This window comes from Kribbella sp. NPDC051936 (assembly GCF_040680955.1).
Lineage (GTDB): Bacteria > Actinomycetota > Actinomycetes > Propionibacteriales > Kribbellaceae > Kribbella.
The window spans coordinates 107,311-134,064 of the sequence record NZ_JBFAXS010000004.1 but is presented as its reverse complement, the minus strand read 5'-3'; the positions used below and the strand labels follow the sequence as shown (position 1 = coordinate 134,064).

Annotated in this window: 23 protein-coding genes and 1 pseudogene; 2 read left to right on the top strand and 22 right to left on the bottom strand. The window is 70.0% G+C overall.

Features of this window, described 5'->3' with window-relative positions:
• Positions 1 to 9 precede the first annotated feature (9 nt).
• The 3 genes from lspA to AB0L64_RS14655 form a co-directional block, all read right to left on the bottom strand.
• On the bottom strand, positions 10 to 606 hold the full coding sequence (gene lspA, locus AB0L64_RS14665) for a signal peptidase II (protein ID WP_363710635.1): 597 nt from the start codon (positions 604 to 606) through the stop codon (positions 10 to 12).
• 23 nt (positions 607 to 629) lie between these two features.
• Positions 630 to 1,322, bottom strand: a complete 693-nt coding sequence (locus AB0L64_RS14660; protein WP_359933454.1) for a TraR/DksA C4-type zinc finger protein — start codon at positions 1,320 to 1,322, stop codon at positions 630 to 632.
• 185 nt (positions 1,323 to 1,507) lie between these two features.
• Positions 1,508 to 1,783 carry a DUF167 domain-containing protein gene (locus AB0L64_RS14655; RefSeq protein WP_359933452.1) on the bottom strand — a complete coding sequence of 92 codons (276 nt, stop codon included), beginning with the start codon at positions 1,781 to 1,783 and terminating at the stop codon, positions 1,508 to 1,510.
• 277 nt (positions 1,784 to 2,060) lie between these two features.
• Here AB0L64_RS14655 and ileS point away from each other — a divergent pair, with 277 nt between their 5' ends.
• Positions 2,061 to 5,210, top strand: coding sequence for an isoleucine--tRNA ligase (ileS, locus tag AB0L64_RS14650; protein WP_363710634.1), 3,150 nt, complete (start codon positions 2,061 to 2,063; stop codon positions 5,208 to 5,210).
• Positions 5,211 to 5,294: 84 nt separating this feature from the next.
• Here ileS and AB0L64_RS14645 read toward each other — a convergent pair whose 3' ends face one another.
• The 7 genes from AB0L64_RS14645 to AB0L64_RS14615 all read right to left on the bottom strand — a co-directional run bounded on the left by AB0L64_RS14645 (position 5,295) and on the right by AB0L64_RS14615 (position 10,346).
• Positions 5,295 to 5,771 (bottom strand): MarR family winged helix-turn-helix transcriptional regulator, encoded by a 477-nt coding sequence (locus AB0L64_RS14645; RefSeq protein ID WP_363710633.1) that lies wholly within the window; start codon positions 5,769 to 5,771, stop codon positions 5,295 to 5,297.
• Between the two features lie 266 nt (positions 5,772 to 6,037).
• Positions 6,038 to 6,787, bottom strand: a complete 750-nt coding sequence (locus AB0L64_RS14640) for a DivIVA domain-containing protein (protein ID WP_355480080.1) — start codon at positions 6,785 to 6,787, stop codon at positions 6,038 to 6,040.
• A 135-nt stretch (positions 6,788 to 6,922) separates the two neighbouring features.
• On the bottom strand, positions 6,923 to 7,228 hold the full coding sequence (locus tag AB0L64_RS14635) for a YggT family protein (RefSeq protein ID WP_363710632.1): 306 nt from the start codon (positions 7,226 to 7,228) through the stop codon (positions 6,923 to 6,925).
• 38 nt (positions 7,229 to 7,266) lie between these two features.
• Positions 7,267 to 7,830 carry a cell division protein SepF gene (sepF, locus tag AB0L64_RS14630; RefSeq protein WP_363710631.1) on the bottom strand — a complete coding sequence of 188 codons (564 nt, stop codon included), beginning with the start codon at positions 7,828 to 7,830 and terminating at the stop codon, positions 7,267 to 7,269.
• 81 nt (positions 7,831 to 7,911) lie between these two features.
• Positions 7,912 to 8,625: a YggS family pyridoxal phosphate-dependent enzyme gene (locus AB0L64_RS14625; protein ID WP_363710630.1), complete on the bottom strand. Its 714-nt coding sequence runs from the start codon at positions 8,623 to 8,625 to the stop codon at positions 7,912 to 7,914.
• Positions 8,622 to 9,353, bottom strand: coding sequence for a peptidoglycan editing factor PgeF (pgeF, locus tag AB0L64_RS14620; protein WP_363710629.1), 732 nt, complete (start codon positions 9,351 to 9,353; stop codon positions 8,622 to 8,624). The genes AB0L64_RS14625 and pgeF overlap by 4 nt, the downstream gene beginning before the upstream one ends.
• 9 nt (positions 9,354 to 9,362) lie before the next feature.
• Positions 9,363 to 10,346: a S41 family peptidase gene (locus AB0L64_RS14615; protein ID WP_363710628.1), complete on the bottom strand. Its 984-nt coding sequence runs from the start codon at positions 10,344 to 10,346 to the stop codon at positions 9,363 to 9,365.
• A 57-nt stretch (positions 10,347 to 10,403) separates the two neighbouring features.
• Between AB0L64_RS14615 and AB0L64_RS14610 the strand changes: the two genes are divergently transcribed.
• Positions 10,404 to 10,922 (top strand): ArsR family transcriptional regulator, encoded by a 519-nt coding sequence (locus AB0L64_RS14610; RefSeq protein ID WP_363710627.1) that lies wholly within the window; start codon positions 10,404 to 10,406, stop codon positions 10,920 to 10,922.
• A 639-nt stretch (positions 10,923 to 11,561) separates the two neighbouring features.
• On the opposite strand, the pseudogene ftsZ reads toward AB0L64_RS14610, so the two are convergent.
• The 12 genes and pseudogenes from ftsZ to rsmH all read right to left on the bottom strand — a co-directional run.
• Positions 11,562 to 12,587: pseudogene (gene ftsZ / locus AB0L64_RS14605) on the bottom strand (cell division protein FtsZ); the annotation flags it as partial.
• Positions 12,588 to 12,688: 101 nt separating this feature from the next.
• Positions 12,689 to 13,429, bottom strand: a complete 741-nt coding sequence (locus tag AB0L64_RS14600) for an FtsQ-type POTRA domain-containing protein (protein WP_363710626.1) — start codon at positions 13,427 to 13,429, stop codon at positions 12,689 to 12,691.
• A gap of 18 nt (positions 13,430 to 13,447) precedes the next feature.
• Positions 13,448 to 14,908: a UDP-N-acetylmuramate--L-alanine ligase gene (murC, locus tag AB0L64_RS14595; protein WP_363710625.1), complete on the bottom strand. Its 1,461-nt coding sequence runs from the start codon at positions 14,906 to 14,908 to the stop codon at positions 13,448 to 13,450.
• Positions 14,905 to 15,993 carry an undecaprenyldiphospho-muramoylpentapeptide beta-N-acetylglucosaminyltransferase gene (gene murG / locus AB0L64_RS14590; protein ID WP_363710624.1) on the bottom strand — a complete coding sequence of 363 codons (1,089 nt, stop codon included), beginning with the start codon at positions 15,991 to 15,993 and terminating at the stop codon, positions 14,905 to 14,907. The genes murC and murG overlap by 4 nt, the downstream gene beginning before the upstream one ends.
• Before the next feature lie 22 nt (positions 15,994 to 16,015).
• Positions 16,016 to 17,263, bottom strand: coding sequence for a putative lipid II flippase FtsW (gene ftsW / locus AB0L64_RS14585; protein WP_359933427.1), 1,248 nt, complete (start codon positions 17,261 to 17,263; stop codon positions 16,016 to 16,018).
• A gap of 4 nt (positions 17,264 to 17,267) precedes the next feature.
• Complete coding sequence (murD, locus tag AB0L64_RS14580; RefSeq protein WP_363710623.1) at positions 17,268 to 18,701, bottom strand: UDP-N-acetylmuramoyl-L-alanine--D-glutamate ligase; 1,434 nt, start codon at positions 18,699 to 18,701, stop codon at positions 17,268 to 17,270.
• Positions 18,698 to 19,780, bottom strand: a complete 1,083-nt coding sequence (gene mraY, locus AB0L64_RS14575) for a phospho-N-acetylmuramoyl-pentapeptide-transferase (RefSeq protein ID WP_355480101.1) — start codon at positions 19,778 to 19,780, stop codon at positions 18,698 to 18,700. The genes murD and mraY overlap by 4 nt, the downstream gene beginning before the upstream one ends.
• The gene (gene murF / locus AB0L64_RS14570) at positions 19,777 to 21,168 is read right to left on the bottom strand and encodes a UDP-N-acetylmuramoyl-tripeptide--D-alanyl-D-alanine ligase (RefSeq protein ID WP_363710622.1); all 1,392 of its coding nucleotides are present in this window, start codon (positions 21,166 to 21,168) and stop codon (positions 19,777 to 19,779) included. The genes mraY and murF overlap by 4 nt, the downstream gene beginning before the upstream one ends.
• Positions 21,165 to 22,634: a UDP-N-acetylmuramoyl-L-alanyl-D-glutamate--2,6-diaminopimelate ligase gene (locus tag AB0L64_RS14565; protein WP_363711133.1), complete on the bottom strand. Its 1,470-nt coding sequence runs from the start codon at positions 22,632 to 22,634 to the stop codon at positions 21,165 to 21,167. The genes murF and AB0L64_RS14565 overlap by 4 nt, the downstream gene beginning before the upstream one ends.
• 137 nt (positions 22,635 to 22,771) lie before the next feature.
• Entirely contained in the window at positions 22,772 to 24,757 is a 1,986-nt protein-coding gene (locus AB0L64_RS14560) for a penicillin-binding transpeptidase domain-containing protein (RefSeq protein WP_363710621.1), read from the bottom strand.
• Between the two features lie 217 nt (positions 24,758 to 24,974).
• Positions 24,975 to 25,628 (bottom strand): hypothetical protein, encoded by a 654-nt coding sequence (locus AB0L64_RS14555; protein ID WP_363710620.1) that lies wholly within the window; start codon positions 25,626 to 25,628, stop codon positions 24,975 to 24,977.
• The gene (rsmH, locus tag AB0L64_RS14550; protein ID WP_363710619.1) at positions 25,628 to 26,593 is read right to left on the bottom strand and encodes a 16S rRNA (cytosine(1402)-N(4))-methyltransferase RsmH; all 966 of its coding nucleotides are present in this window, start codon (positions 26,591 to 26,593) and stop codon (positions 25,628 to 25,630) included. The genes AB0L64_RS14555 and rsmH overlap by 1 nt, the downstream gene beginning before the upstream one ends.
• Positions 26,594 to 26,754 lie beyond the last annotated feature (161 nt).

The window sequence follows — 26,754 nt, the reverse complement described above, 5'->3', positions numbered from 1 at the left end:
TCCGGGAGCTCACTTCCGCTGCTCCCGGGTCCCGTCGAGCCGGATCCCGCGCAGCGTCTGGATCACCAGCAGGACGGCGGCCGACGTGACCGCCATGTCGGCGACGTTGAAGATCGCCCAGTGCGGGGTCTGCAGGAAGTCGACCACGTGCCCGTGGAACGGGGACGGCTCCCGGAAGATCCGGTCCAGGATGTTCCCGACCGCGCCGCCGAACAGCAGCCCGAACGCGACCGCCCAGCCCGCCGAACCGAGCCTGCGGGACAGGTAGACGACGCCGAGCGCGACGGTGATCTGGATGACGCTGATGTACGGCGTGTAGCCGGAACCGAGGCTGAACGCGGCACCCGAGTTCCGGATCAGGTTCAACTTCAGCAGCGAACCGATCACGTTCACCGGCTCGCCCGGCGTCAGGTGCGCCAGCGCCAGCGCCTTGGTCAACTGATCCAGGAAGAGGATCAGCAGCCCGACTCCGGCGAACACCACGGTCCACTTCCACGACCGGTTACCGGGCGTCGTCCCGCCGCCGCCGTCCGCGACAGCGTCATCGGACGACGGAGAACCGGCCGACGCGGTGTCGGCCGGTTCCGGTGTGTCTTCGTCCCCCACCTGGTGAGACGAGGCAGGGTCGTTCAGCGGCGTTCCTGGCGTTCTTTGCATGAGACGCACAGTGTCGCACGCGGGAACGCCTGCAGCCGACCTTTGCCGATCGCGTTGCCGCAGTTCTCGCAGACGCCGTACGTGCCGTCGTCGATCCGGGTCAGCGCGAACTCGATCTGGTTCAGCATGTCCCGGGCGTTGTTGGCCAGGGTCAACTCGTGGTACCGCTCGAGGGTGGTGGAGCCGACGTCCGCCTGGTCGTTGCCGGCGCCGTCGCTGCCGTCCCGGAACAGGCCCGCGATCTCCTGCTCGGCGTCCCGGATCTCCTGCTTGAGGTGCTCGACCTCACCCTCCAGCTCCGCCCGCAGCTCGGCCAGCTCGGCAGCGGTCCACGGGTCCTCACCCGGCTTCACCTTGAAGGTCTCGGCCGTGTGGGCTGCGGACTTCCCCGGCGCCGTCGCCGGAGTCCTGTTCTCGTTCGTCTTCATGGCCACCCTCTTCGTTGTCGCTTTCCTGGCAGGGGTCTTCTTGGCCGGAGCCTTCTTGGCCGCGGAGCCGGCGGCGGTCGCCGCCTGCTTCGCGGAAGTCTTGGCGGCCGGCGAGGTCTTCTTCGCCGGCGCCTTGCGGGCCGTCGTCGTCTTCTTCGGCTCGCCGGATGCCGGGGCGCTCTTCTTGGCCGCGGCAGAACGTTGGGGGGCGGACTTCTTCCGTGCCGATGTAGCCATGGCGGCTACCCCCTGCCTTAGTCGGAGACTGAAGCGGACTGGTCGCAAGACAGTAGGCCACGCGCACATCACGTGCCAGTCTGACGCGCAGACCGTGGACATACGGTAGTCGGTTCTTCAAGCCCGCTCGATGTTCTGCGCGTCACAACCGCATTGCGGACGTCACTGTCCGTAACAGTCCCAGGTCAACCGAGCAGCCGCTCGAGCCGCGCCCGGATGTCGTTCTCCTCCCCCTCCACCTCGACCAGCTTGTCCCTGCTGGTCGCCCCACGCACCAGGGTCACCGCGGAACGCCGTACGCCGAACTCCGCCGCGACCGCCGCCAGGACAGCCTTCGTCGCCTGTCCTTCCACCGCACGGGCTGCCACCGCGACCACCAGCGCCGGCCCGGACGGACCGTCGTACCGGCCACCGACCGCGGTCCTGGAGGCCCCCGGCCGGACCCGCAACAGAATTCTCATCCTCGAATTCCTACCGCACCACCGATTAACGATTCGTAGCCATCTGGTACGACGCCGTACACTGAGGACCGCGAAGCGCAAGGCAGTGATGAGGCCATCACCTCGGAGCCGCCGGAAGAACAGTCCGTAGGGACCTATTAGAACCGGCAGCGTCTCGTTAAGGAAGTGGGCAACCCGCACAAGGTTGCCAAGGAGGGTGGTACCGCGCGGTAGCCGGCTCGGTCCGGGTGCTTCGTCCCTCGTCCAGCACAGCAGGACGCGACGAAGGACGCAGAAGATGGCGGCAAACACCCCCTGGCGGCAGGTTCCCGCCCAGGTCGACTTCCCCGCGCTCGAGCGCGAGGTGCTCACGCTCTGGGAGGAGCAGGACACCTTCGCCAAGAGCCTCGAGCAGTCCGCCGGCGGCACGCCGTGGACGTTCTACGAGGGTCCGCCGACCGCGAACGGCATGCCCGGCACCCACCACATCGAGGCCCGCGTCTTCAAGGACGTGTTCCCGCGCTACCGGACCATGAAGGGCTTCTGGGTCGAGCGCAAGGCCGGCTGGGACTGCCACGGCCTCCCGGTCGAGGTCGCGGTCGAGAAGGAGCTCGGCTTCAACGGCAAGCCCGACATCGAGGCGTACGGCATCGCCGAGTTCAACGCGAAGTGCCGCTCGTCCGTGCTGCGGCACGTCGACGCGTTCAACGAGCTGACCGTCCGGATGGGCTACTGGGTGGACCTCGAGCACCCGTACAAGACGATGGACCCGGAGTACGTCCAGTCGGTCTGGTGGTCGCTGAAGCAGGTCCACGAGAAGGGCCTGCTGGTCGAGGACTACCGGATCACGCCGTACTGCCCGCGCTGCGGCACCGGTCTGTCCGACCACGAGCTCGCCCAGGGCTACGAGACCGTCGTCGACCCGTCGGTCTACGTCCGGTTCCCGCTGACGTCCGGCCCGCTGGCCGGCAAGGCGTCGCTGCTGGTCTGGACGACCACACCGTGGACGCTGGTGTCGAACACCGCCGTCGCCGTGCACCCCGACGTCGAGTACGTCGTGGCCACCGACGGCAACGAGTCTCTGGTCATCGCCAAGCCGCTGCTGGACCGCCTCGGTGAGGGCTGGACGGTCACCGGCGAGTACGCCGGCCGCGACATGGAGCGCTGGACGTACCAGCGGCCGTTGGAGCTGGTGCCGTTCGACGAGCCGGCGCACTACGTCGTCCTGGCCGAGTACGTGACCACCGAGGACGGCACCGGTCTGGTGCACCAGTCCCCCGCCTTCGGTGCGGACGACCTCGCTGTGGGCCGCGCGTACAACCTGCCGGTGGTGAAGCCGGTGGACACGACAGGTCACTTCGACGCCGACGTACCGCTGGTCGGCGGGCAGTTCTTCAAGAAGGCCGACGAGGACTTGGTGAAGGACCTCAAGGACCGCGGCCTGCTGTTCAAGCACGTGCCGTACGAGCACCCGTACCCGCACTGCTGGCGCTGCCACACCCCGGTCATGTACTACGCCCTCCCGTCCTGGTACATCCGCACCACACAGGTGAAGGACGCGCTGCTCCGCGAGAACGAGAAGACCAACTGGTTCCCGGAGTCGGTCAAGTGGGGCCGGTACGGCGACTGGCTGCGCAACAACATCGACTGGGCCGTCTCCCGGTCCCGCTACTGGGGTACGCCGTTGCCGATCTGGCGCTGCGGCGAGGACCACCAGGTGTGCGTGGGGTCGCTGGCGGAGCTCGGCGAACTGGCCGGCCGCGACCTGAGCGCGACCGACCCGCACCGGCCGTACGTCGACGACATCACCTTCGACTGCCCGACCTGCGGCGCCGAGTCGCGGCGCGTGCCCGAGGTCATCGACGCCTGGTACGACTCGGGCTCGATGCCGTTCGCACAGTGGGGCTACCCGTGGGTGGAGGGCTCGCAGGAGAAGTTCGCGCAGACGTACCCGGCCGACTTCATCTCCGAGGCGATCGACCAGACCCGCGGCTGGTTCTACACGCTGATGGCGATCGGCACGCTGGTGTTCGACGAGTCGTCGTACCGCAACGTCGTCTGTCTCGGGCACATCCTCGCCGAGGACGGCCGGAAGATGTCCAAGCACCTGGGCAACATCCTCGAGCCGATCCCGCTGATGGACGACCACAGCGCCGACGCGGTGCGCTGGTTCATGGCCGCCTCCGGGTCGCCGTGGAAGGCGCGCGGCATCGGGCCGAACGTGCTGAACGAGATCGTCCGGAAGGTGCTGCTCACCTACTGGAACACGGTCGCGTTCCACGCGCTGTACGCCCGGCTGGCCGACTGGTCGCCCGCTGACGCGCCGGCTGTCGAGGAGCGTTCGGTGCTGGACCGCTGGCTGGTGAGCGAGACGCACCGGCTGGTCCGCGACACCGACGAGGCGTACGCCGCGTTCGACACGCAGCGGCTCGGTCTGCTGATCAACTCGTTCGTCGACGTGCTCTCGAACTGGTACGTCCGCCGTTCGCGCCGCCGGTTCTGGTCCGGTGACGCGGGCGCGCTGGCCACCCTGCACGAGACGCTCGACGTGCTGACCCGGGTGATGGCGCCGCTGACGCCGTTCGTCACCGAGCGGGTCTGGCAGGACGTGCTCCGCCCGGTCACGCCCGGCCTGCCCGAGTCGGTGCACCTGGCGAGCTTCCCGACGTACGACGAGACGCTCGTCGACGACACCCTGGCGCGGCACGTGGCGATGGCCCGCCGGGTCGTCGAGCTCGGCCGGTCGGCCCGCGCCGAGGCGAAGGTGAAGACGCGGCAGCCGCTGGCCCGGGCGCTGGTCGGGTCGGCCGCGATCGCGGACCTGTCGCCGGAGCTGCTGCAGGAGATCGCCGACGAGCTCAACGTGGGCACCGTCGCGCCGCTGTCCTCGGCGGGCGCGGACCTGGTCGAGTTCTCCGCCAAGGGCAACTTCCGGGAGCTCGGCAAGCGGTTCGCCAAGCAGACCCCGGTGGTCGCCGCCGCGATCGCCGCGGCCGACGCCGGCGCGCTGGCCGCCGCCCTGAAGGAGTCCGGGACGGCGACGGTCGTGGTCGACGGCGAGCAGGTCCAGGTCTCCGCGGCCGAGGTGCTGGTGTCCGAGCGGCCGAAGGAAGGCTGGTCGGTGGTCAACGAGCAGGGTGAGACCGTTGCCCTCGACCTCGAGGTGACGCCGGAGCTGAAGCAGGCCGGCCTCGCCCGCGAGGTCGTCCGCACCCTGCAGGAGGCCCGGAAGAACGCCGGCCTCGAGGTGTCCGACCGGATCACGGTCTGGGTGACCTCGACCGACGCCGAGCTCAGTGATGCCCTCGGCAAGCACGCCGAGGAGATCGCCCGCGAGGTCCTCGCCGTCGAGCTCCACCAGGAGGCACCGGTCGGCGTCACCCTGGTCGACGTTGCCGAAGGCACCGAAGAGGACCTGCAGCTCACGTACTGGCTGGTCAAAGCCTGACGTTGAGACGTCTTCCGGTAGGTGGAGACCTGAAATAACAGGTCTCCACCTACCTCTGCCGGTCTCAGGTCGCCGCGGTCCCCGTCAGGCGGGTGGGCGGATGGCGCGGGCTCGTGACGACGGGCCCGCGCCGAGCCGGTCGATGACGTCGACCAGGAGCAGTCGCGTCTGCTCCACTGCGTCGTCGCCGAGCGCCTTCCGCAGCTCGGCGTCGATGGCCGCGCGGTGTCTGCGGGCGGCGGCGATGATGGCCTCGCCGCGGTCGGTGAGCACGACCTGGCGTGCCCGCGCGTCCGACGGGTCCGGCCGGCGGTTGACGTAGCGACGGATCCACAGGTCGGCAACCGTCGTCGAGGCGGCCTCCTGGGTGACACCCAGCTGCTCCGCGAGTGTGCTGATCGTCACCGGCCCGGCGACCAGATGCTGGAACACCACGCCGTCGGAGAAGCGTGAGTCCTCGAAACCCTCGGCCGCGAGCCGGCGCTGCAGCTCGTCGGCCAGCGCCCAGCCGGCGAAGAGCGAGGCCAGGGACAGATCGGCAGCGGCAGGATCGAACTCCATGCCACGGAATATAAAACCTTGGTTGTGCATCGGCCGGGAGCCCGGTGGAGTGTGTTCCCCGATGGTCCCTCCGGGGAATCACCCTCACTCCTACGGCCGGCGCCGTAACGGCTGCGGCTTGCTGATGTCGAGACGCTCAGCGGCCGGAAGGTTGCTGCTGCCTGGCCCTGACTCCCTGTCACTACCGGGAGACCCTGTGTCAAAAGTGGCCAGACATGGCGAAGAGGCGGTGCCGCCGGAAAGCACCGCCTCTTCGATCAGGTCTGTCAGACGCCGTGACCGTGCGCCTGCGCACGCGCCTCCGGCCGGAAGCCGTTGCGCGGGCTGAGCGTGTCGTCGCCGTTGCCGAGCGCCTTCAGCTGCTCGGTGAAGTAGGTCTTCAGGCGGCTGCGGTACTCACGCTCGTAGGCGTGCAGGTCGTCGATCGTGCGCTCGAGCTGACCCTTCTGCTTCTCCAGGGTGCCGAGCATCTGCGCGCGGCGCTCGGCGATCTCGCCGTCGAGCTTCTCGGCGCGGGCGCGGGCCTCACCGGTCATCCGGTCGGCCTTGCCGCGGGCCTCGTTCTCCAGGCGCTCCGCCTTGGCGCGGGCCTCGCCGATGATCTTGTCGGCGGTGTCCTTCGCCTCCTGGACCAGGTCGTCGGAGTGCTTGGTGGCCATCTCCAGCAGCCGCACCGCGGAGCTGGAGGCGTCGCCGACCGTGCCGGCCGCCGCGGCCGCACCCGGAACCGCCACCGGCGGCTTGGGCTCCTCGGGCTTCTCGACCACGACCGGGGGCTTCGGCTGCTGCACGACGGGCGGCAGCGCGGCGGTCTGGTCGACCGGCCGCTGCTGGTCGGCACCGGCACGCTGAGCCGCCGCGAGCTTGGCCCGCAGCTCCTCGTTCTCGGCGAGGAGTCGCTCGAGCTCGGCCTCCACCTCGTCGAGGAAGGAGTCGACCTCTGTGACGTCGTAGCCCTCCCGTAGTCGGACGGGCGTGAATTGCTTCGAGCGGACGTCATCCGGCGTCAGCGGCATCTTTCACCTCGTTTGTCTGTGTCTTGGCGGAGTCCCCGTGGCCCTCGCCTTGGCGACTCAGTAGATCACGTTATCGCTTCGTTGTCTTATGACGGAATCCGGGCTCTACCTACCCGGTCTTCGCGGTCCTCACCCTCACAACGATCGAAGGGCCGTCGAGTTGATCGCCATCGCCACCGACACCATGACGAACAGCATCAGCATCGACAGGTCGATCCGGATACCGCCGGCCCCGATCGGGGGCAGGATCCGCCGCAGCGGCTTCAGGAACGGATCGGTGATCGAGTAGATCAGCTCGAAGAGCAGCAGCAGCGGACCCTTGGGGTGCCACTGCGGAGCGAACATGACGATCAGGCTGAGCACGAACCGCGCCACCAGCACCAGGAAGAAGGCGAGCAGAACCCAGTAGAGAACGATGAGGACGAGCGCTAGAGCATCCATGTCGACAACGAGTGTAGAAGACGGCGGAAGCGCCGGCCTCAGCTCTGGTTGTAGAACCCGTCCGCAGCGATCTTTTCCTTCTCCTCCGCGGCCACCGTCACGTTCGGCGGGCAGACCAGGAACACCTTGGTGGTGATCCGCTCGATCGAGCCCCGGCAGCAGAAGATCAGGCCGGCCGCGAAGTCCACCAGCCGCTTGGCGTCGGCGTGGTCCATCTCGGTCAGGTTCATGATGACGGGCGTCCCGTCGCGGAAGTGCTCACCGATGACGCGCGCCTCGTTGTAGCTGCGCGGGTGCACGGTGGTGATGCGGGCCAACTCGGTAACCTCCGGGGACGGCGCGACCCCGCGCCGGTCTGGGAACTTGCTGACCGTGGCGCCGCCCAGGTCCGTGCGGTCCTGGCGATCCTCGCGATGGTCACGCGGCTCGCGGCTCTCCCGGCCGGCGGGCGCCGGCTCGGCCTCGTGGGAGTCCCCGTCGACGGCTTCGTCGTACTCGTCGTCGTACTCGTCGTCGTACGTGTCGTCGTAGCGGGCGTTGTAACGCTCCCCGTCTTCGACCAAGCCGAGGTACACACCCATCTTGCGCAGCGCGCCGCTCATGGCCCTCCAGCACCTCGATCCGGTTCTACGGCAACTCGACGACAACAGTGAGCAGGAAGCAAAACCCGCTCGATGTCGACACTAACCCAGCGGAGTGCGCGTACCGAGTAATGCGCGCCCGAGCCGGACGTGTGTCGCACCGTGCTTGATCGCGGCCTCCAGATCGCCGGTCATCCCGGCCGAGATCCAGTCCGCGCCGGGGTGTTCGGAGCGTAGCCGCGAGGCTACGTCACGCAGCCCGGCGAAGGCTTCGTCCGGGTCCGATCCGAGCGGCGCGACCGCCATCACTCCCCCGAGCTCGAGACCCTCCGCCGCCGCGATCCGCGTGGCCAGCGCCGGTACGGCGGACGGCTCGACGCCGCCGCGGATCGCACCGCTCGCCGCGTCCGCGGAGCCGTACGCCGCGAGGCTCACCTGGATCAGGCACCGCACCGTCTTCGCTTCCGCGACGGCCGCCTTCGACAGCGCGTCGACGAGCGAATCCCGGTCGACCGAGTGCACGACCGACGCGTAGCGCACGACCGACCGGGCCTTCTTGGACTGCAACTGGCCGACGAAGTGCCAGCTGAGGTCCGGGCAGTCCGGCGCCTTCGCCTTCAGCTCCTGCTCACGGTTCTCCCCGACGTCGGTCACCCCGAGGGCCGCGAGCGCCCGTACGTCGCTGATGGGGAAGGTTTTGGTGATCGCCACGAGGGTGACCTCGTCCCGGCCCCTCCCGGCCGCCTGACAGGCCTTCTCGATCCGCTCCTGCACCTGCTCCAGGTTCGCCCGGAGTTCGTCGGCGCGAGTGCTCACGGCGTGACCCGCTTCCGGATCAGTCCCGCCATCCGCCCGCTCTGCGGACCTTCGCGGCGGTACGAGTACAGGTGCGGGGATTCGATCGTGCACGCGGTCGCGTCGATCACCTCGACGCCGAGCTCGGCGAGCTGTGCCTGGACGCCGGCGGCAACGTCGATCGCGGGCGTCCCCCAGCTCGTCTCCGAGTACGACGCCGGCACCCGCTCGGCGACCTCGGCGCGCATCTCTTCGGGGACCTCGTAGCAGTTGCCGCACGCGTACGGCCCGAGCACGGCGGTGATCCGCGAGGCACCGAGCTCCCGCATCGCGTCGACGGTCGCCGGGACGATGCCGACGTACATGCCCTTGCGGCCGGAGTGCGCGGCGCCGATCACGCCGCCGCCGGACAGCAGCACCGGCAGACAGTCGGCGGCGCGGACCGCCAGGACGACGTCGGAGCGGGTCGTGACCAGCCCGTCGGCCCGCGGCATCGGCTGGATCGGCAGCTCGTCGTCCGGTCCGACGACATGGACGTCACGGCCGTGCACCTGGCTGACCCGCACGACGTTCTCCGCCGGCACACCGAACTCCGCCGCGACCAGCCGGAAGTTGGCGGTGACGCCCTCGACGTCCGGACCCGAGGCACTGCCCAGGTTCAGTTCGCCGTACGGCGGTTGGCTGGCGCCACCGAAACGATCGGTGAAGGCGACCCGGGCGGCGGAGAGTTCCTCGTCGTAGCCGAACACGACTGAAGATTACCCAGCGGCGACCGCCGGACTCAGCACCGTCCGCGCCTCGTCGGTCACATCATTGCGCGCACTGTCCGCCGGCAGCCCGATCACGTGCTCAGCTGCCCGCCGGTAAGCCTCGGTCAGGGCCAGGTCCGCAGGCACGTCGACGTCGGGCGTGATGCCGGTGCCTTCCCAGTTGGTTCCCGACACCGCGTTCACCGACCGCACCACCGGCACCGTCGCTTCGAGCTGCTCGTGCAGCTTGAATCCACGACGAGCATGCGCGCCGCCACCCGTCCGCTCACCGACGACGACCGCGCGCCCGAACTGCTGCAGGTTGTACGCCAGCTCCTCGCCGCCGGAGAAGGTCGCCGAGCTGGTGAGCACCCAGATCGGCTTGCTGCCGTCGTAGCGCGGACCCGGCACGTACGGCGCGGTCCAGAACTGCCGGATCGTTCCGTCGGCCGGCGTGAGCAGATCCTGCAGATGGATCGGCTCGTCGGACGCGAGGAGATAGCTGCAGACGAGGGCGACCTGGTCGGGCGACCCGCCCACGCAGCGGCGCAGATCGATCACCAGCGCGTCGGTCGACGCGAGCAGCGTCATCGCCGCCGTGATCACCGGGGCGGCGTGCTCGGGCGGATACAGCAACGGCCGGATCTCCAGCAGGCCGATATTGCCGTCCAGCCGCTCGACCCGGGCCATCCCGCCGGCGTCGAGCTCTGCCCTGCGGCGCCAGTGCGCTTCCTCCGCCACCGGATCGGTCTCGTCCGGCAGCCCGTCGCGGTGGTACTTGAGCCGCAGATGCTTGTCCTGGTTGCCGATCTGCAGGTCGGCGGTGACGCGCTGCGCGAGCTCCTCCGGCGCCCCGAACGCGTCGTAGCGCCCTTCGGCGGTCGCCGCGGCGAGCCGGTCCGCGATCTCGCGGCCGGTCTCGGGAAAGACGTAGTGCAGGGCGACCAACGCGCCCAGCCGGTCCAGCACTGCCCTGATCTCTTCGGTTCGCATGAGCAGGAGTGAAGCACGGGGTTTGACAAAGCGTCAATAATCTTCGACGCTTTCGTCATGAGCGAGATCTCCGACCACCTGGAGGTGTCGACGGCCGCGCAGTTCAAGGCTCTCGGGCACCCCTTGCGGCACCGTCTGCTGTTCGCGCTCGGGCAGGAGGCGGCCACGATCAGCCAGCTCGCCGCGGCGCTGGGCACGGCGAAGGGCAACGTCGCCCACCATCTGGGGGTGCTGCGTGACGCCGGGATGGTGCACGTAGCCGAGACCCGGCAGGTGCGCGGCGGGACCGAGCAGTACTACCGGCGTTCGGTGCGACGGTTCGACTTCGTCGGTGAAGGCGCCCGGGCGAGCCATGCCGTGTCGCTGCAGGCGGTCGCGGCCGAACTGGAGACGGCCGATGACGTCCCGGCGTTCACCGTGCGGAACCTGCGGCTGACCGCCGAGCAGGCCGCGGAACTTGCAGCGACGCTGGACCGGATGGTCGGTGAGCTCGAGGACGCCGGTGCGGGTGCGTCGCGCTACGGCGTCGTCGTGTCGGTGTATCGGCCGCGGCAGCCGTCGTCCGGCACAAAGTGAGCGCCCACCGGCCGTCTTCGCGATGGCTGGTGGGCGCTCGGGTGGTGCGGCGTCCTACTTGAGGAAGTCCGGGATGTCGAGGTCTTCCTCGGGCTCGGGCTTCTTGGGCTTGGGGGTGGCGGCGCCGCTGGTGGAGTTGCTGGGGCCGTGCGTCGGCCAGGAGTGCTGGGTCGACGGCGAGGCCGGGGTGTGCGGGGCCGGCTGGGCGGACTGCTGACCGTTCTGCACGGGGCGGGCCGAGTTCGTCGTACCCACGCGCGGTTCGGTCGGGGCCGGGACCGGGATCGTTTCGTCTGTCGGGGCGGACGAAGGTGCTGGAGCCTGCTGCTGACCCTGGGGTGCTGGTGACGCCGGAGAAGGCTGGGTCGGGGCTGCCTGGGAGGGCTGGCCTCCGGTCCCTGCCTGCCCCGCGCCCGGCTGCCCCGCGCCGGGCTGACCGGCGCCGAACTGGCTCGCGCCGGGCTGGCCCGCAGTGGGCTGGCTCGTCGCGGGCTGGCCCGCCGGCGGCTGGCTGGTGGCCGGCGGTGGCGTAGTGGGCTGGCCCGCTTGCTGGACTGCCTGCTGGGCCGGTGGGGTCGCGCCGCCGGACATCGGCGCCGAGTAGGTCGGGCGGGTGGCCTGCGGTCTGGCCTGGTTCATGGCCTGTTCGCGGCGCTTCGGCATCCCGCCGTCGAAGCCGGCCGCGATCACCGTGACCCGCACCTCGTCGCCGAGGGCGTCGTCGATGACCGCGCCGAAGATGATGTTCGCGTCCGAGTGCGCGGACTCCGACACCAGTTGCGCCGCCTCGTTGATCTCGAACAGGCCCAGGTCGGAACCGCCCGCGATCGACAGCAGGACGCCGTGCGCGCCCTCGATACTTGCCTCCAGCAACGGTGACGAGATGGCCGCCTCGGCGGCCGCGACCGCGCGGTCCTCGCCGCGCGACGAGCCGATGCCCATCAGCGCCGAACCGGCGTTCGACATGACCGCCTTGACGTCGGCGAAGTCCACGTTGATCAGACCGGGCGTGGTGATCAGGTCGGTGATACCGGAGACACCCTGCAGCAGCACCTGGTCGGCCTGCTTGAACGCGTCCAGCACGGACACGGCGCGGTCGGAGATGGTCAGCAGCCGGTCGTTCGGGATCACGATCAGCGTGTCCACCTCCTCGCGGAGGGTGCTGATGCCGTCCTCGGCCTGGGTGGCGCGGCGCTTGCCCTCGAACGAGAACGGCCGGGTCACCACACCGATGGTCAGCGCGCCGAGCGACCGGGCGATCCGCGCCACCACGGGCGCGCCGCCGGTGCCGGTGCCGCCGCCCTCGCCGGCGGTGACGAAGACCATGTCGGCGCCCTTCAGCGCCTCCTCGATCTCCTCCGCGTGGTCCTCCGCGGCCTTCTGCCCGATCGCCGGGTTCGCACCGGCGCCCAGGCCGCGGGTCTCCTCGCGGCCGATGTCGAGCTTGACGTCCGCGTCGCTCATCAGCAACGCCTGTGCGTCGGTGTTGATGGCGATGAACTCAACGCCCTTCAGACCGTGCTCGATCATCCGGTTGACGGCGTTCACGCCGCCTCCGCCGATGCCGACGACCTTGATGAGTGCCAGGTAGTTCTGCGGTGCCGCCACGTCCGCGCCTCTCGCCTCGTTGCTTTCCCGTTGTCCAGCGAAAAGACTGAACCTCAAGTGGATGCTTAGACTTATGTCAACTTTAGATTACGCCGCACGATACGGGACGCTTCGCGCCAAAATCCACGCGCCTCGCCGCACGGTGCCGATGTGTCCCGTCACCGCTTTTCGCCTTTGGTGACAGGGAGATCGGGCGCCGAGACGTCGTACACCTTCGCCTCGCGCTTCATCAGCACGCTCAGTACCCCGGCCTTGCGCTCGCTGTCATCGGAACTACCCCAAACGACCTTCACGCCGGAGCTGAGGTTGAGGGTGATCGAGTCCGGCGACGCTGCCGAGATCGACCCCACCTGCGCCCGCAACGTGTCCGGCAGAGCGGCCGAGACCGTCACCACCGAGTGGATCGTGACGTCGCGCCGCGCACCGGTCACCTTCGCCTCCGGCAGTCCGGCCGGCCGGTCCGGCACCGTCCGGTACGACGTACCGGTCGCGTCCACCAGCTCGTACTGCGAGCCGTCGGTGACCACCACGACCGGAACCCGTTCGGTGACCACGATCACGATCTTGCGCGGCCACGCCCGGGTCACCTGCGCGTCCGCGACGGCCGGGACGGTGCGCACCCGCTCCGCGATCGACCGCAGGTCGACCTTCGCCAGCGGGGTCCCGATCGGCGCGGCCGCGACCTGCTCGATCGTTGCCACCGGCACCGTGTCGGCGCCGCTGATCCGGACCCCGGAGACCGCGAACGCCGTGGAGAAGTAGAACAGCCAGACGACCAGACCGGCCAGCACGACCAGTCCGCCGCCGACCGCCCACGGCAACCAGCTACGCCACCGCACCAGCCGTTGCCGGCGCGCGAACCGCTGCTGTGCCCGAGCGAGATCGACGCTCTGGCTCATTCGACGTACCCCACGCTTTTACTTCACCACAGGCTCGGGGGTCTCCTGCGCAGACTCGCGGGTGGCAGCACGTTCGGCCAGCAAACCAACGACTTCCGGGCCGATCAGCGTCACGTCGCCCGCGCCCAGCGTGACGACGAGGTCGCCCGGCTCGGCGAGATCCGCGACCAGCTGCGGTACGGCGGACCACGACGGCTCGAACCGCACCTGCTCGGGCTTCAGCGGCACGTGGTTGGCGATCAGCGCGCCGGTGACGCCGGGCTCCGGGTCCTCCCGGGCCGCGAACACGTCCATCACCACGACCTCGTCGGCCAGCGCCAGCGCCTCGGAGAACTCGGTCGCGAAGATCCGGGTCCGGCTGAACAGGTGCGGCTGGAAGCACGCGACGACGCGCCCCTCCCCCGCGACCTGACGGGCCGCGGTCAGGTCGACGGCCAGCTCGGTCGGGTGGTGCGCGTACGAGTCGAAGACCCGGACGCCGTCCTCGAGGCCCTTGAACTCGAACCGCCGGCCGGTGCCGGTGAACGACGCCAGGCCCTCGGCCAGGTCGGCCGCAGAGAACCCGAGCCCGAGCCCGACGGTCAGCGCCGCGGATGCGTTCAGCGCGTTGTGCTTGCCCGCCTGCTGCAGCCGGACGACCGGCAGCTTGCGGCCGCGGTACACCGGCACGAACGACTGGGTCGCCCCGGTCGCGGTGATCTCGGTGACGTGCAGGTCCGCGTCGTCGGCCTCGCCGTACGTCCGGACGTCGATGCCGCGGTCGCGCGCGAACGACGCCAGCTGCCGGGCGCCCGCGTCGTCCTGGCAGATCACCATGAACCCGCCGGGCAGCACCCGGCCGCAGAACTCCTCGAAGGCCTGGCGGTAGCTGGCCTCGTCGCCGTAGTTGTCGAGGTGGTCCGGCTCGACCGACGTGACGATCGACACCTCGGGCGAGTAGGTCAGGAACGACTTGTCCGACTCGTCGGCCTCGGCGACGAAGAGGTCGCCGGTGCCGTCGTGCGCGTTCGACCCGGACTCGTTCAGGTTGCCGCCGATCGCGTACGACGGGTCGGCGGCGCAGTGCTGCAGCGCGACCGTGAGCATCGACGTGGTGGTGGTCTTGCCGTGCGTGCCGGCCACGGCCAGCGTCCGGCGGCCGACCATCACCGAGGCGAGCGCGGCGGCCCGCGGCAGGATCGGGATCCCGGCCGCGCGGGCGGCGACCACCTCGGGGTTGGTCTCGCGGATCGCGGTCGACACCACCACGGTGTCGGCGTCCTTCACGTGCTCGGCGGCGTGGCCGACCCAGCAGGTCGCACCGAGCGCCCGGAGCGCGGCGAGCACCTTGCCGTCCTTGGCGTCCGACCCGGACACCTCGATGCCGCGGGAGGCCATGATCCGGGCGATCCCGGACATGCCGGCGCCGCCGATACCGACGAAGTGCACCCTGCCCAGCTTCTCGGCCGGTAACAGCGTGTCAGGAGCGGTGACGATCACGAAGCAGACCCCACCACATCGAGGATGATCCGCGCCAATCGGTCGTCGGCGTCGGTCCGGATGACACCGGTCGCAGCTGTGGACATAGCTGTCAGACGCTCGCGGTCGAGCAGAAGTTGGGGCACGTTCGCGCGCACCCAGTCCGCGGTCAGCTCGGCGTTGTCGATCAACACACCACCCCCTACGTCGACGACCGGCTTCGCGTTCAGCCGCTGCTCACCGTTACCGATCGGCAGCGGAACGTAGATCGCGGGCAGGCCGACACCGGACACCTCGGTGACAGTGTTCGCACCCGAGCGGCACACCACCAGATCCGCAGCGGAGTAGGCGAGGTCCATCCGGTCGACGTAGTTCAGCACCACGTACGGGTACCCGCCCGTCTGCGGCACCTCGAGGGTGTTCTTCGGGCCGATCGCGTGCAGCACCTGGATCCCGGCCGCGGCCAGGTCGGCGGCCGCGCCGGAGACGGCCTCGTTGATCCGCTGCGCACCCTGCGAGCCGCCTGTCACGAACAGCGTCGGAGCGTCCGGATCCAGGCCGAAGAACTGCCGGGCCTCCGCGCGCCGCGCGGCCCGGTCCAGCGTCGAGATCGCCCGCCGGATCGGCAGGCCGACGTACTCGGCGTGCGGCAGGTCGCTGCCCGGGAACGACGTCTTCACGTGCTCGGTGCAGTACCGGGCGGCGAACTTGTTCGCGATCCCCGGCACCGCATTGCCCTCGTGCACGACGATCGGCGTCTTGCGCCGCCAGGCGGCGACGTACGCCGGGGTGGACACGTAGCCGCCGAAGCCGACCAGGACGTCCGCCTTCGCCTCGTCCAGGATCCGGCGGGCGGCGCTCACCGAGGACAGCATCTTCCCGGGGACGGCGAACAGGGCCGGCGTGGGCTTGCGCGGCAACGGCACCGGCGGGATCAACTCCAGCCGGTACCCGGCCTCGGGGACCACGCGGGTCTCGAGGCCGCGCTCGGTCCCGAGGGCGAGGATCTCGACCGTCGGGTCGATCCGGCGCAGGGCGTCTGCGGTGGCGATCAGGGGTGAGGTGTGGCCGGCGCTACCGCCGCCGGCCAGAACGATGCTGGGCACAGCTTTCAACGCTCCCGCGGGTTCACTGGTACGACGTACGTCGCGAAGGCAGCCAGCCGAAACGCGGCCGCCGGGTTTCTTTCAGGGCGGCCTGCGCGCCGGGCTCGGCCTTCGCGAAGGACAGCAGCATGCCGATCGCGATCAGCGTCGGCAGCAATGCGGAACCACCGTACGACAAAAGCGGGAGCGGGATACCCACGATGGGTAGCAGTCCGATCACGGCGCCGAGGTTGACCAGCGTCTGCGCCATGATCCAGATGGTGATCCCGGCCGCCGCGTAGCGGACGAACGGCTCGGTGTTCCGGGTCGCGATCCGCACCCCGGCGTAGGCCAGGGTGAGGAACAGGGCGAGCACGGTGAGCGACCCGACCAGGCCGAGCTCCTCACCGATGACCGAGAAGATGAAGTCGGTGTGCGCCTCCGGCAGGTTGCCCCACTTCTGCCGGCTGTTGCCGATCCCGACGCCCCACCAGCCGCCGGTCGAGAGCGCGTAGAACGAGTGGTACGCCTGCCAGCCGATCCCGGACGCGTCGCCGAACGGGTTCATGAACGACGTGACCCGGTCGAGCCGGTGCTGGGCCGTCATCACGAAGTACGTCGCGATGGTGCCGACGACCGCGATCGTCGCGACGAACAGGCGGGTCGGTGCGCCGACCACCCAGATCAGCCCGATCATGATCGCCATCAGCACCAGCGCCGTGCCGAGGTCGTGCTGCCCGACGACCAGCGCGATCACCAGACCGCACACCGGCACCATCGGGACCAGCAGGTGCTTCCACTGGGTGAGCAGCTTCTCCTTGCGGGCATACAGGTCCGCACACCACATCACCATCGCGAGCTTGGCGAACTCACTCGGCTGGATCTGCAACGGGCCGCCGAGGTTCAGCCAGTTGGTGTTGCCGTTCACCCCGACGCCGAGACCCGGGATGTAGGTGAGCACCAGCAGGAACACGGAGCCGAGCAGCGCGACGTACGCGAGCATGCGGAAGTGCCGGGGCGTCATCCGCGAGGCGACGTACGCCATCGGGAGGCCGACGCCGACCCAGATCAGCTGCCGGACGAAGATCGTGTAGCTGTTCCCGTTCGCGCGCAGCGACAGCACGCTGGACGCCGACAGCACCATCATCAGGCCGAGCACCAGCAGCAGGCCGGTCGCCCCGAGCACGATGTGGTACGACGTCAGCGGGCGGTCGAGGACCTCCTTGATCGCCGCGATCCACGGGCGCTCGCTCTGCTTCTTCTGGTCCGGCTGATCCGCGATCGACGTCACGCGATCACCCCAGTCGGCGTACGGCTTCGGCGAAGGCGTCGCCGCGGGCTCCGTAGTTGGCGAACATGTCCCAGGACGCGCAGCCGGGCGCGAGCAGCACGGTGTCACCCACCTGTGCGAGCTTCGCCGCCTCCCCCACCACGATCTCCATGGCACCAGTGTCGGTTGACTCGACGACGATCCTCGGGACATCCGGTGCGTGTCGCTCCAGAGCTTGGGCGATCACGTCCCGGTCCTGCCCGAGCAGGACAACCGCACGCAAACGCTTGCGCGCCGCGATCACCAGCTCGTCGAACGTCGCGCCCTTCGCCTGACCGCCGGCGATCCACACCACGTGCTCGTAGGCCAGCAGCGACGCCTGCGCGGCGTGCGGGTTGGTGGCCTTGGAGTCGTCGACATAGTTGACCCCGGCAACGTCCGCGACGTGTGCGATCCGGTGCTTGTCGGGCCGGAACCCGCGCAGCCCGTCGCGGATCGCGGTCGCCGGGACGCCGAACGCGCGGGCCAGCGCGGCGGCTGCCAGCGCGTTCGCGACGTTGTGCGGAGCGGGCGGCGTGACGTCGCCGATCGAGGCCAGCTCCAGCGCCGACGTCTTGCGCTGCTCCACGAACGCGCGGTCGACGAGCAGGTCGTCGACCAGGCCGAGCATCGACAGTCCCGGCGTACCGAGGGTGAAGCCGATCGCCCGGCAGCCCTCGATCACGTCGGCTTGTTCGACCAGGTGCTCGGTGGCCGGGTCCGCGACGTTGTACACGCACGCGACCTGGCAGTTCTCGTAGATCCGGCCCTTGTCCTGCGCGTACGCCTCGAGCGACCCGTGCCAGTCGACATGGTCCGGCGCGATGTTCAGGACGGCGGCCGCGTGCGCCGACATCGAGTGCGTGTAGTGCAGCTGGTAGCTGGACAGCTCGACCGCGATCACGTCGTACGGCTCGGGGTCCATGACCGCCTCCAGCAGCGGCAGCCCGACGTTGCCCGCGGCAACGGCACGGTGGCCGGCCGCCGCCAGCATCGCGGTCAGCATCTGCACGGTCGTGGTCTTGCCGTTGGTGCCGGTGATGCACAGCCACGGCGCCGCGTGCTCCGGGTCGCGCAGCCGCCAGGCCAGCTCGATCTCGCTCCAGATCGGCACGTCCCGCTCGGCGGCCTGCGCGAGCAGCGGCGCGTGCGGCGGAACGCCGGGCGACGTGACGACCACGTCGACGTCCTTCGGCAGCTCGGCCGTGCTGCCCGGGCCGAGCGTGATCGTGGCCCCGAGCGTCTCCAGGATCTGCGCCTTCTCGCGCAGCGCCTCGGTGTCGCGGTCGTCCAGGACGACGAGGTGCTCGGCGCCGGCCTGGATCAGCGAGTCGGCGCAGGCATAGCCCGCCGTACCGAAGCCGAGCACCACGAACCGGGCCGTCGCCCAACCGTCGGACGTGCGGGTCTCGAGACTCATCCGGTCACCCATTCCGCGTAGAAGACCCCGAGTCCGATCACGACGCACAGGCCCTGGATGATCCAGAACCGGATCACCACGTTCACCTGTTCCCAGCCGAGCATCTCGAAGTGGTGATGCAGCGGGGCGATCAGGAACAGGCGTTTACCGACGCCGGTGGCCTGTTTGGTGATCTTGAAGTAGCCGACCTGCAGGATCACCGAGGCGGTGATGACGACGAACAGGCCGCCGAGCAACAGCACCAGCAGCTCGGTCCGGGTCATCACGGCCATGCCGGCCAGCGCGCCGCCGAGCCCCAGCGAACCGGTGTCGCCCATGAAGATCTTGGCCGGCGACGCGTTCCACCACAGGAAGCCGAACAGCGCACCGGTCAGGGATGCCGCGACGACGGCCAGATCGTGCGGATCTCGTACTTCGTAACACTTCGCGCCGACGCCCTGGGCGGTCGCGCAGCTCTGGTTGAACTGCCAGATGCAGATCAGCGTGTAGGCGCCGAACACCATCATCGACGCGCCCGTGGCCAGGCCGTCCAGGCCGTCGGCGAGGTTCACGCCGTTCGACATGCCGGCGATCAGCAGCAGGATCCAGATGATCACCAGGATGGCCGGCAGCTCCAGCCAGCCGATGTCGCGGATGAACGAGATGAACGGCGACGCCGGCCGCTGGCCGCGCTCGTCCGGGAACTGCAGCGCGAGCACCGCGAAGATCACCGCGACGAGCGTCTGGCCGGCCAGTTTCGCCTTGCTGCGCAGACCGAGGCTGCGCTGCCGGAAGATCTTGATGAAGTCGTCCAGGAACCCGACCGCGCCCATCCCGGCGAACAGGAACAGCACCAGGATCGCCGAGGCGCTCGGCGGCGTCATCGTGAACAGCTTCGCCGCGAAGTACCCGACGATGGTCGCGATGATGAAGACGAAGCCGCCCATGGTCGGCGTACCGCGCTTGATCTGGTGGGACTTCACGCCGTCGTCGCGGATCTCCTGGCCGTACCCGCGCCGGGCCAGCCACTTGATCGCGTAGCGGGTGCCGAGCAGCGTCAGCACCATCGCGACGGCGCCGCCGAACAGGATCGAGATCACTGCTGTTCCTCCAGCAGGGCGTCGGCGAGGCTGCGCAGTTTGGCGGCCTTCGAGGACTTCACCAGCACCACGTCACCGGCGCGCAGCTCCTTGCGCAGCAACTCCAGCGCCTCGGGGATGGTCTCCACGAACGCGGACTCGTTGCCCCACGAGCCTTCCAGCGATGCGCCGAGGTGGATCGGCTTCGCGCCCTCGCCGACCACGACCAGCCGGTTCACGTCCAGCCGGACGGCCAGCCGGCCGATCGCGTCGTGCTCGTCGGCGGAGACGTCGCCGAGCTCGAGCATCTCGCCGAGCACCGCCCAGGTCCGCGCGCCGCGGGACCGGCCGATGGCGGCCAGCGACTTCAGCGCCGCGCGGGTCGACTCCGGGTTCGCGTTGAAGGCGTCGTTGATGACGGTGACGCCGTCCGGCCGCTCGGTGAGTTCCATCCGCGCCGCGGACACCCGGGTGGCGGCGTTCAGGCCGCCGGCGATCTGCTCCGGCGTCAGACCGATCGCGACTCCGACCGCAGCTGCGGCGAGCGCGTTCGACACGTAGTGCTCGCCGATGAACCGCAACCCGACGTCCGCGCCGAAGTCGCCGATGTGCAGCGTGAACGCGGGCCGCCCCTCGCCGTCGATCTTGACGTCCGTGGCCCGGACGTCGGCCTCGGGCGCCTCGCCGAAGGTCAGCACCCGCTCGGTCGTCCGGCTCCGCATCGCGGCCACCCGGTGGTCGTCGGCGTTCAGGATCGCGATGCCGCCCGGCCTGACGGCCTCGATCAGCTCGCCCTTGGCGAGCGCGATGTTGTCCTGGGACCCGAGCTTGCCGATGTGCGAGGTGCCGACGTTCAGCACCAGGCCGACCTGCGGCGGCGTGATCCCGGTCAGGTAGGTGATGTCGCCCAGGCTCCGGACACCCATCTCGGCGATCAGGTACTTGGTCGCGACGGTCGCCTGGAGCGCGGTCAGCGGGTGTCCGATCTCGTTGTTGAACGAGCCCTCCGGCACCACGGTCTCGCCGTACGGACTGATCAGCTGGCCGATCAGGTCCTTGGTGCTGGTCTTGCCCGAGGACCCGGTCAGCGCGATCACCGTCAGGCCGGGCAGCTTGCCGATCACGAACCGGGCCAGGTCGCCGAGCGCCCGCTGCGCGTCGTCGACGACGATGCAGGGGCTGCCCTCGACCGGCCGGGTGGTGAGCGAGACGGTGACGCCGGCCGCGGTCGCCGTACCGACGAAGTCGTGGCCGTCGACGCGCTCGCCGGGCAGGGCGACGAACAGGCCGCCCGGTCCCGCCGCCCGGGAGTCGATCACCACCGCGCCATCCACGACGGCCGTGGGCTCGGCGCCCACGAGCTCACCGCGGACGGCGTCGGCGATCTCGCCGCAACTGACAGGGATCACCGGTTTGCCTCCAGCAACTCACGCACGGTTTCGCGGTCGTCGAACGGGTGGATCACGCCGCCGACGTCCTGGCCTGTCTCATGACCCTTCCCGAGGACGACGACGGTGTCGCCCGGGCCGGCCAGCTCGATCGCGGACGCGATCGCCCGCCGCCGGTCGCCGATCTCGTGCAGGTCCACCTGCGGTACGGCGTCCCGCGCGCCGGCCAGCGCGGCGGCGCGGATCGCCGCCGGGTCCTCGCTGCGCGGGTTGTCGTCGGTGATGATCACCACGTCCGCCGCCCGGGCGGCCTCGGCGCCCATCGCGGGCCGCTTCCACGGGTCCCGGTCGCCGCCGCAGCCCACGACCGCGAACAGCCGGCCCTTGGTCGCGCCGCGCGCGGCCCGCAGCGCCAGCGCGACCGCGTCCGGCGTGTGCGCGTAGTCCACGATCACCGCCAGACCGTCCGCGCGGGTGAACGTCTCCATCCGCCCCGGCACACTCGCCGTCCGCAGCCCGGCCGCGATCGTCTCGACCGGTACGCCGACCTGCCGCAGCATCGCGGTCGCGAGCAGCGCGTTGGCGACGTTGAAGTCACCGGGCAGGGCGATCTCTACCGTGAACGCTTCGCCCGGGCCCCGGACGTCGATCATCGTGCCGCCGTGTTCCGACCGGTGCAGGCCCGCGACGGTCCAGTCGGCGTCGCCCTTCGTCGACACGGTGACGGTCGGTACGACGGTCTGCGCCGCGAGCCGGCGCCCGTACTCGTCGTCGATCGTCACCACGGCGACATCGCACCGCTCCGGGGTGAACAACGAGGCCTTCGCCTGGAAGTAGTCCTCGAACGTCTTGTGGAAGTCCAGATGGTCCTGCGTGAGGTTGAGGAACCCGGCGACCGCGTAGCGCGCGCCGTCGACGCGGCCCATCGCCAGCGCGTGACTCGACACCTCCATCGAGCACCAGGCCACGGACTGCTCCCGCATCACCGCGAACAGCGCCTGCAGGTCGGTGGCCTCCGGGGTGGTCCGGACGCTCTTCACGACCTCGTCGCCGATGCGGGTCTGGATCGTCCCGATGAGCGCCGTCGGGCCGAGCTCCCGGAGCACGGAGTCCAGCAGGAAGCTCGTGGTCGTCTTGCCGTTCGTGCCGGTCACACCGAGCAGCCGGAGCGCGCTGGTCGGCTCGCCGTACACGCAGGACGCGACCGCTCCGAGCACGCCGCGCGGCTTGTCGACGACCAGCACCGGAAGGCCCGTGGCCGCGGCGCGGTCCGCTCCGGCCGGGTCGGTCAGGACGGCGACCGCCCCCGCTTGCTGGGCGCGTGCGACGAACTCCGCACCGTGCGTGACCGCACCGGGCAAAGCGGCGTACAGGTCGCCGGGAAGGACGGAACGCGAGTCGAGGGAAACGCCGGTCACTGCCACCGGCGACTCTGCCGGAGGTTGTGTTCGGGCGACGTTCGCGAGGTCGGCGAGGCTGACCGGCACGACGTGCCGTGGCCTGATCGCTGCGACCGCGCCGCCGGCGGCGGTAGGGGTGGACACGGGCCCTGAGGCTACCGCTCCAGGCCCCGTGACTCCTATCTGACCCTGCGTCACCAGACTGTGTGTCACCAGGCTGGGCGTCACTTCCACGTCAGCGGGATGTTCGGCTGCGTCGCACCCGTCGGCGGTACGACGTACTTCTGCAACGCGTAGCTCATCACGTCTCGGAACACCGGTCCTCCTTGGAGACCACCACCCCGGGCACCCTGGGGATCGTGCAGTACGACGTACGTCACGAACCGTGGGTTGTCGGCCGGGGCGAATCCGGCGAAAGAAGTCGCCCAGTTGCCGTACTTGCCGGTCCCGGGAACGACCTGCTGGGCGGTACCGGTCTTGCCGGCCACCAGGTAGCCGTCGATCGCGGCCTGCGGCGCGGTGCCCTTCTTCGCGGTCACCGCCTCCATCATCGTGGTGACCTCCTTGGCCGCCTTCTCGCTCACCACGCGACGGGCCGGGGCGGTCTGGTTCGGGATCTTGGCGCCGTTGGCGTCGACGTAGTTGCGGACCAGCTTCGGCGGCACGTAGACGCCGCCGTTCGCCACCGCGTTCACCGCGGCGGTCTCCTGAACGGCGTTCACCGAGAGGCCCTGGCCGAACGCCACGTTCGACCGGGTCAGCTCGGGCCACTCGTCACCCGGCGTCAGCAGGCCCTTGGTCTCGCCCGGGAAGTTCAGGCCGGTCGGCTCGCCGAAACCGAAGTCGTGCAGGTACTTCACGAACTGCGCGATCGGCATCTTCTGCGCGGCCATGATCGTGCCGACGTTCGACGACTTCGCGATCACCCCGGAGATGGTCAGGTTCATGGTGTCGTGCGACCAGTGGTCCTTGATGATCCGGCGCTGCACGTCGATGCTGCCGGGGACCTGCAGCTTGGTGTTCAGGTCGATGATCCCGGCGTCGGCGAGGGCGGCCATCGTGACCACCTTCTGCACCGAACCCGGCTCGTAGCTGCGCTCCAGCGCCGGGTTGTTCAGTTCGGACGCCTTGTACTTCGTGTTCGGGTCGAACGTCGGGTAGTTCGCCATCGCCATCAGCTCGCCGGACTTCACGTCCATCACGACCACCGTGCCGGAGCTGGCCTTGTAGTCCCGCACCGCCTTCTCGATCCGCTTCTGCGCGAAGTACTGCAGGTCGGTGTCCAGGGTCAGCTCGACGCCGAGACCGGGCTTCGGTTCCTGCACGGTGTGGTTCGCGTTCGGGATCTTGTTGCCCTTGGCATCGACCTCGTACATCGCCTGGCCGTCCTTGCCGGACAGCTTCGCGTTCAGGCCGTACTCGAGCCCGGACTGGCCCTTGCCGTCGGCGCCGGTGACGCCGACCAGGGTGGCCGCGATGCTGCCGTTCGGGTGGCTGCGGATCGGGTCTTCCTCGGTGTAGAGGCCGGCCAGCAGCGGCGCCTGCTGCTCCTTCGGCTTGCCCTTGTTCTGCTCGGCGATGGGCGCGTTCGCGGCCTTGATCTCGGCCTGGATCGCGGTCCACACGGTCGGGCTGACCTGGCGGGCCAGGTACTCGAAGCGGCCGGGGCCGGACATCGCCGCGACGAGCTTCGCGGCGGTCGTCCCGGGGAGCTTCGGGGCCAGGATCGCGGCCAGCTGCTGGGCCACCGGCTTCGTCTGCTGCGGGTCCGCGGTGATCGCGACCGCGTCCTCGGTGACCGCGAGCTCGACGCCGTTGCGGTCGGTGATGGTGCCGCGGTTGGCGTGCAGGGTGAACGAGCGGGCGTTCTCCTTGGTCGCCGCCTGCGCGTAGCTGTCCGGGTCCACGCCCTGGAGCAGCACGAGCCGCCCGGCGAACAGCGACAGCACGAACGCCATCACGCCGAACGTCATCCGCAACCGCAACGCCGGCCGCCCGAGCCGCAGCATCCGCGGCGGCTTCTTCACCCGGCGCTTCTTCGGCCGCGGCCGAGGCCTGTTCTGCGGCGGCCGCTTCTTCGCCGAGGCCGTCTTCTTGACCGGGCGCTTCGCAGTCTTCTTGACCGGGCGCTTGGCGGCTCCGGTCGGCTGAGCCTGCTTGCGAGCTGCCGGCGTACCACTGGAAGGCCTCTTCGACGCGGCCTTCTTCACTGGGCGTGGAGCCGCCGCGGCCCGTGCGCGTTCCTGCTCTTCGCGGGCCTTGCGGAGGAGGCGTTCGCGGGTGGACTCGGGGCGGGGTGGGACGGTGCGACCACTGTCCGTAGCGGAAGGACGACGGGGTTGAGCCTTGCGGGGCGGGTTGTCCCGGCCCGGAGCAGCACCACGCTTTCGTGGCGGCGGCTCGTTTCCCCGTCGGTCCGTCATCCGATCATCCCCGTGTGGTCGTGGCGGGCTTCTTCGTCGTGGCCGGCGGCTTGGTGGTACCGGCCGGCGGCTTCGTGGCGGTCGTGGGCGGCTTGGTGGTGCCCGGCTTGGTCGTCCCCGGCGTGGTCGTCCCCGGCTTGGTCGTCCCGGCCGTCGGCTTGACCGGCGTCACGGGCTTCACCGGAGTCACCGGCGGCTTGGCGGTCGCCTTGCCGGTCGGCGTCCCCGGCCCGAACATCGCCGTACCGGCGCCGGCCTTACCCTCGGCCGGTACGCCGAGCACCCGTCCGTCGGACAGCCGCAGGAACACCGGGTTCGGGTTCGGCACCATGCCCATCCGCAGCGCGCGGTCGGACAGGTTCTGCGGCGACTCCAGCGTCCGGACCTGCTTCTCCAGCTGCTCCTGCTGGTCACGGAGCTGATCGGCCTGCGAGCTCAGCTTGGTGATGTTGAACGTGCCGCTCTGCAGTTCGGTGTTCAGCAGCAGCAGACCGACCAGTCCGGCGGCCAGCAGCGACACCACGAAGATGACGAACGGCATCCGCGGCGGCCGGAACGGTGCGCCGTACACCACCCGGAGCCGCGGCTGCGGCTTCTTCGCCGGGCCACTGGCGACCGGAGTCACCCGCGCCTTCTGCGGGCTGAAGACAGTACTCATCAGGCCACCAGTCCCCTCTCCCGGATCCGCTCGGCCGCCCGCACGCGAGCGGAGGCGGCACGTGGGTTCGCCGCGACCTCCTCCTCGGTCGGCCGTTCGGCGCCCCGGGTCAGTAGCTTCAGATACGGTTCGTGCCCGGCCGGGATCACCGGGAGGTCGTCCGGTACGTCGGACTTCGTGCCCGGCGCGAACGCCTGCTTGGTGATCCGGTCCTCGAGCGAGTGGTAGCTCATCACCACGATCCGGCCGTGCAGCGCGAGCGCCTCGAGCGCGGCGGGCAGCGCGCGGCGCAGCACGTCGAGCTCCCCGTTCACCTCGATCCGCAACGCCTGGAAGGTCCGCTTCGCCGGGTGCCCGCCGGTCCGCCGGGCGGCCTGCGGGATCGCGTTGCGGACCAGCTCGGACAGCCGGGCGCTGTTCGTGAACGGCTCGGTCTCCCGCTCGCGGACGATCCGGTCCGCGATCCGGCGGGCGAACTTCTCCTCGCCGTACTGGAACAGGATCCGGGCCAGGTCGGCCGCGCTGTAGGTGTTGACGATGTCGGCCGCCGTGGTCGGGCCGGTCGGGTCCATCCGCATGTCGAGCGGCGCGTCCTGCGCGTACGCGAACCCGCGGTCGGCCTCGTCCAGCTGCATCGACGAGACGCCGAGGTCGAACAGGATGCCGTCGATCGCCGCGACGTCGAGGTCGGCCAGCACCCGCGGCAACTCGTCGTACACCGCGTGCACGAGGGTGATCCGCTCCTGGTACGGCGCCAGGCGCTCGCCGGCCAGCCGCAACGCGTTCGGGTCCCGGTCGAGGCCGATCAGCCGGACCTCGGGGAACTGCCGCAGGAACGCCTCGGAATGACCGCCGAGGCCGAGGGTCGCGTCGACGACGACGGCACCGGGTCGCGCGAGCGCCGGCGCCAGCAGCGCGACGACGCGCTCCAGCATCACCGGCACATGCCGCTCCGCAGCGTCCATCTCGACCCTTCCCGTCGCCGCGGGGACGACCCTGCCCCCGCAGGTCATGTGGTGCGTAGACGGCCCGGAGACAGCACCGTCCGGTCAGATCGCGGGTACGCCTTCCGGGGAAGTACCTGTGGGTCTTGGCGCCGGGGAAGTGACGCCAACACTCCAGGTCG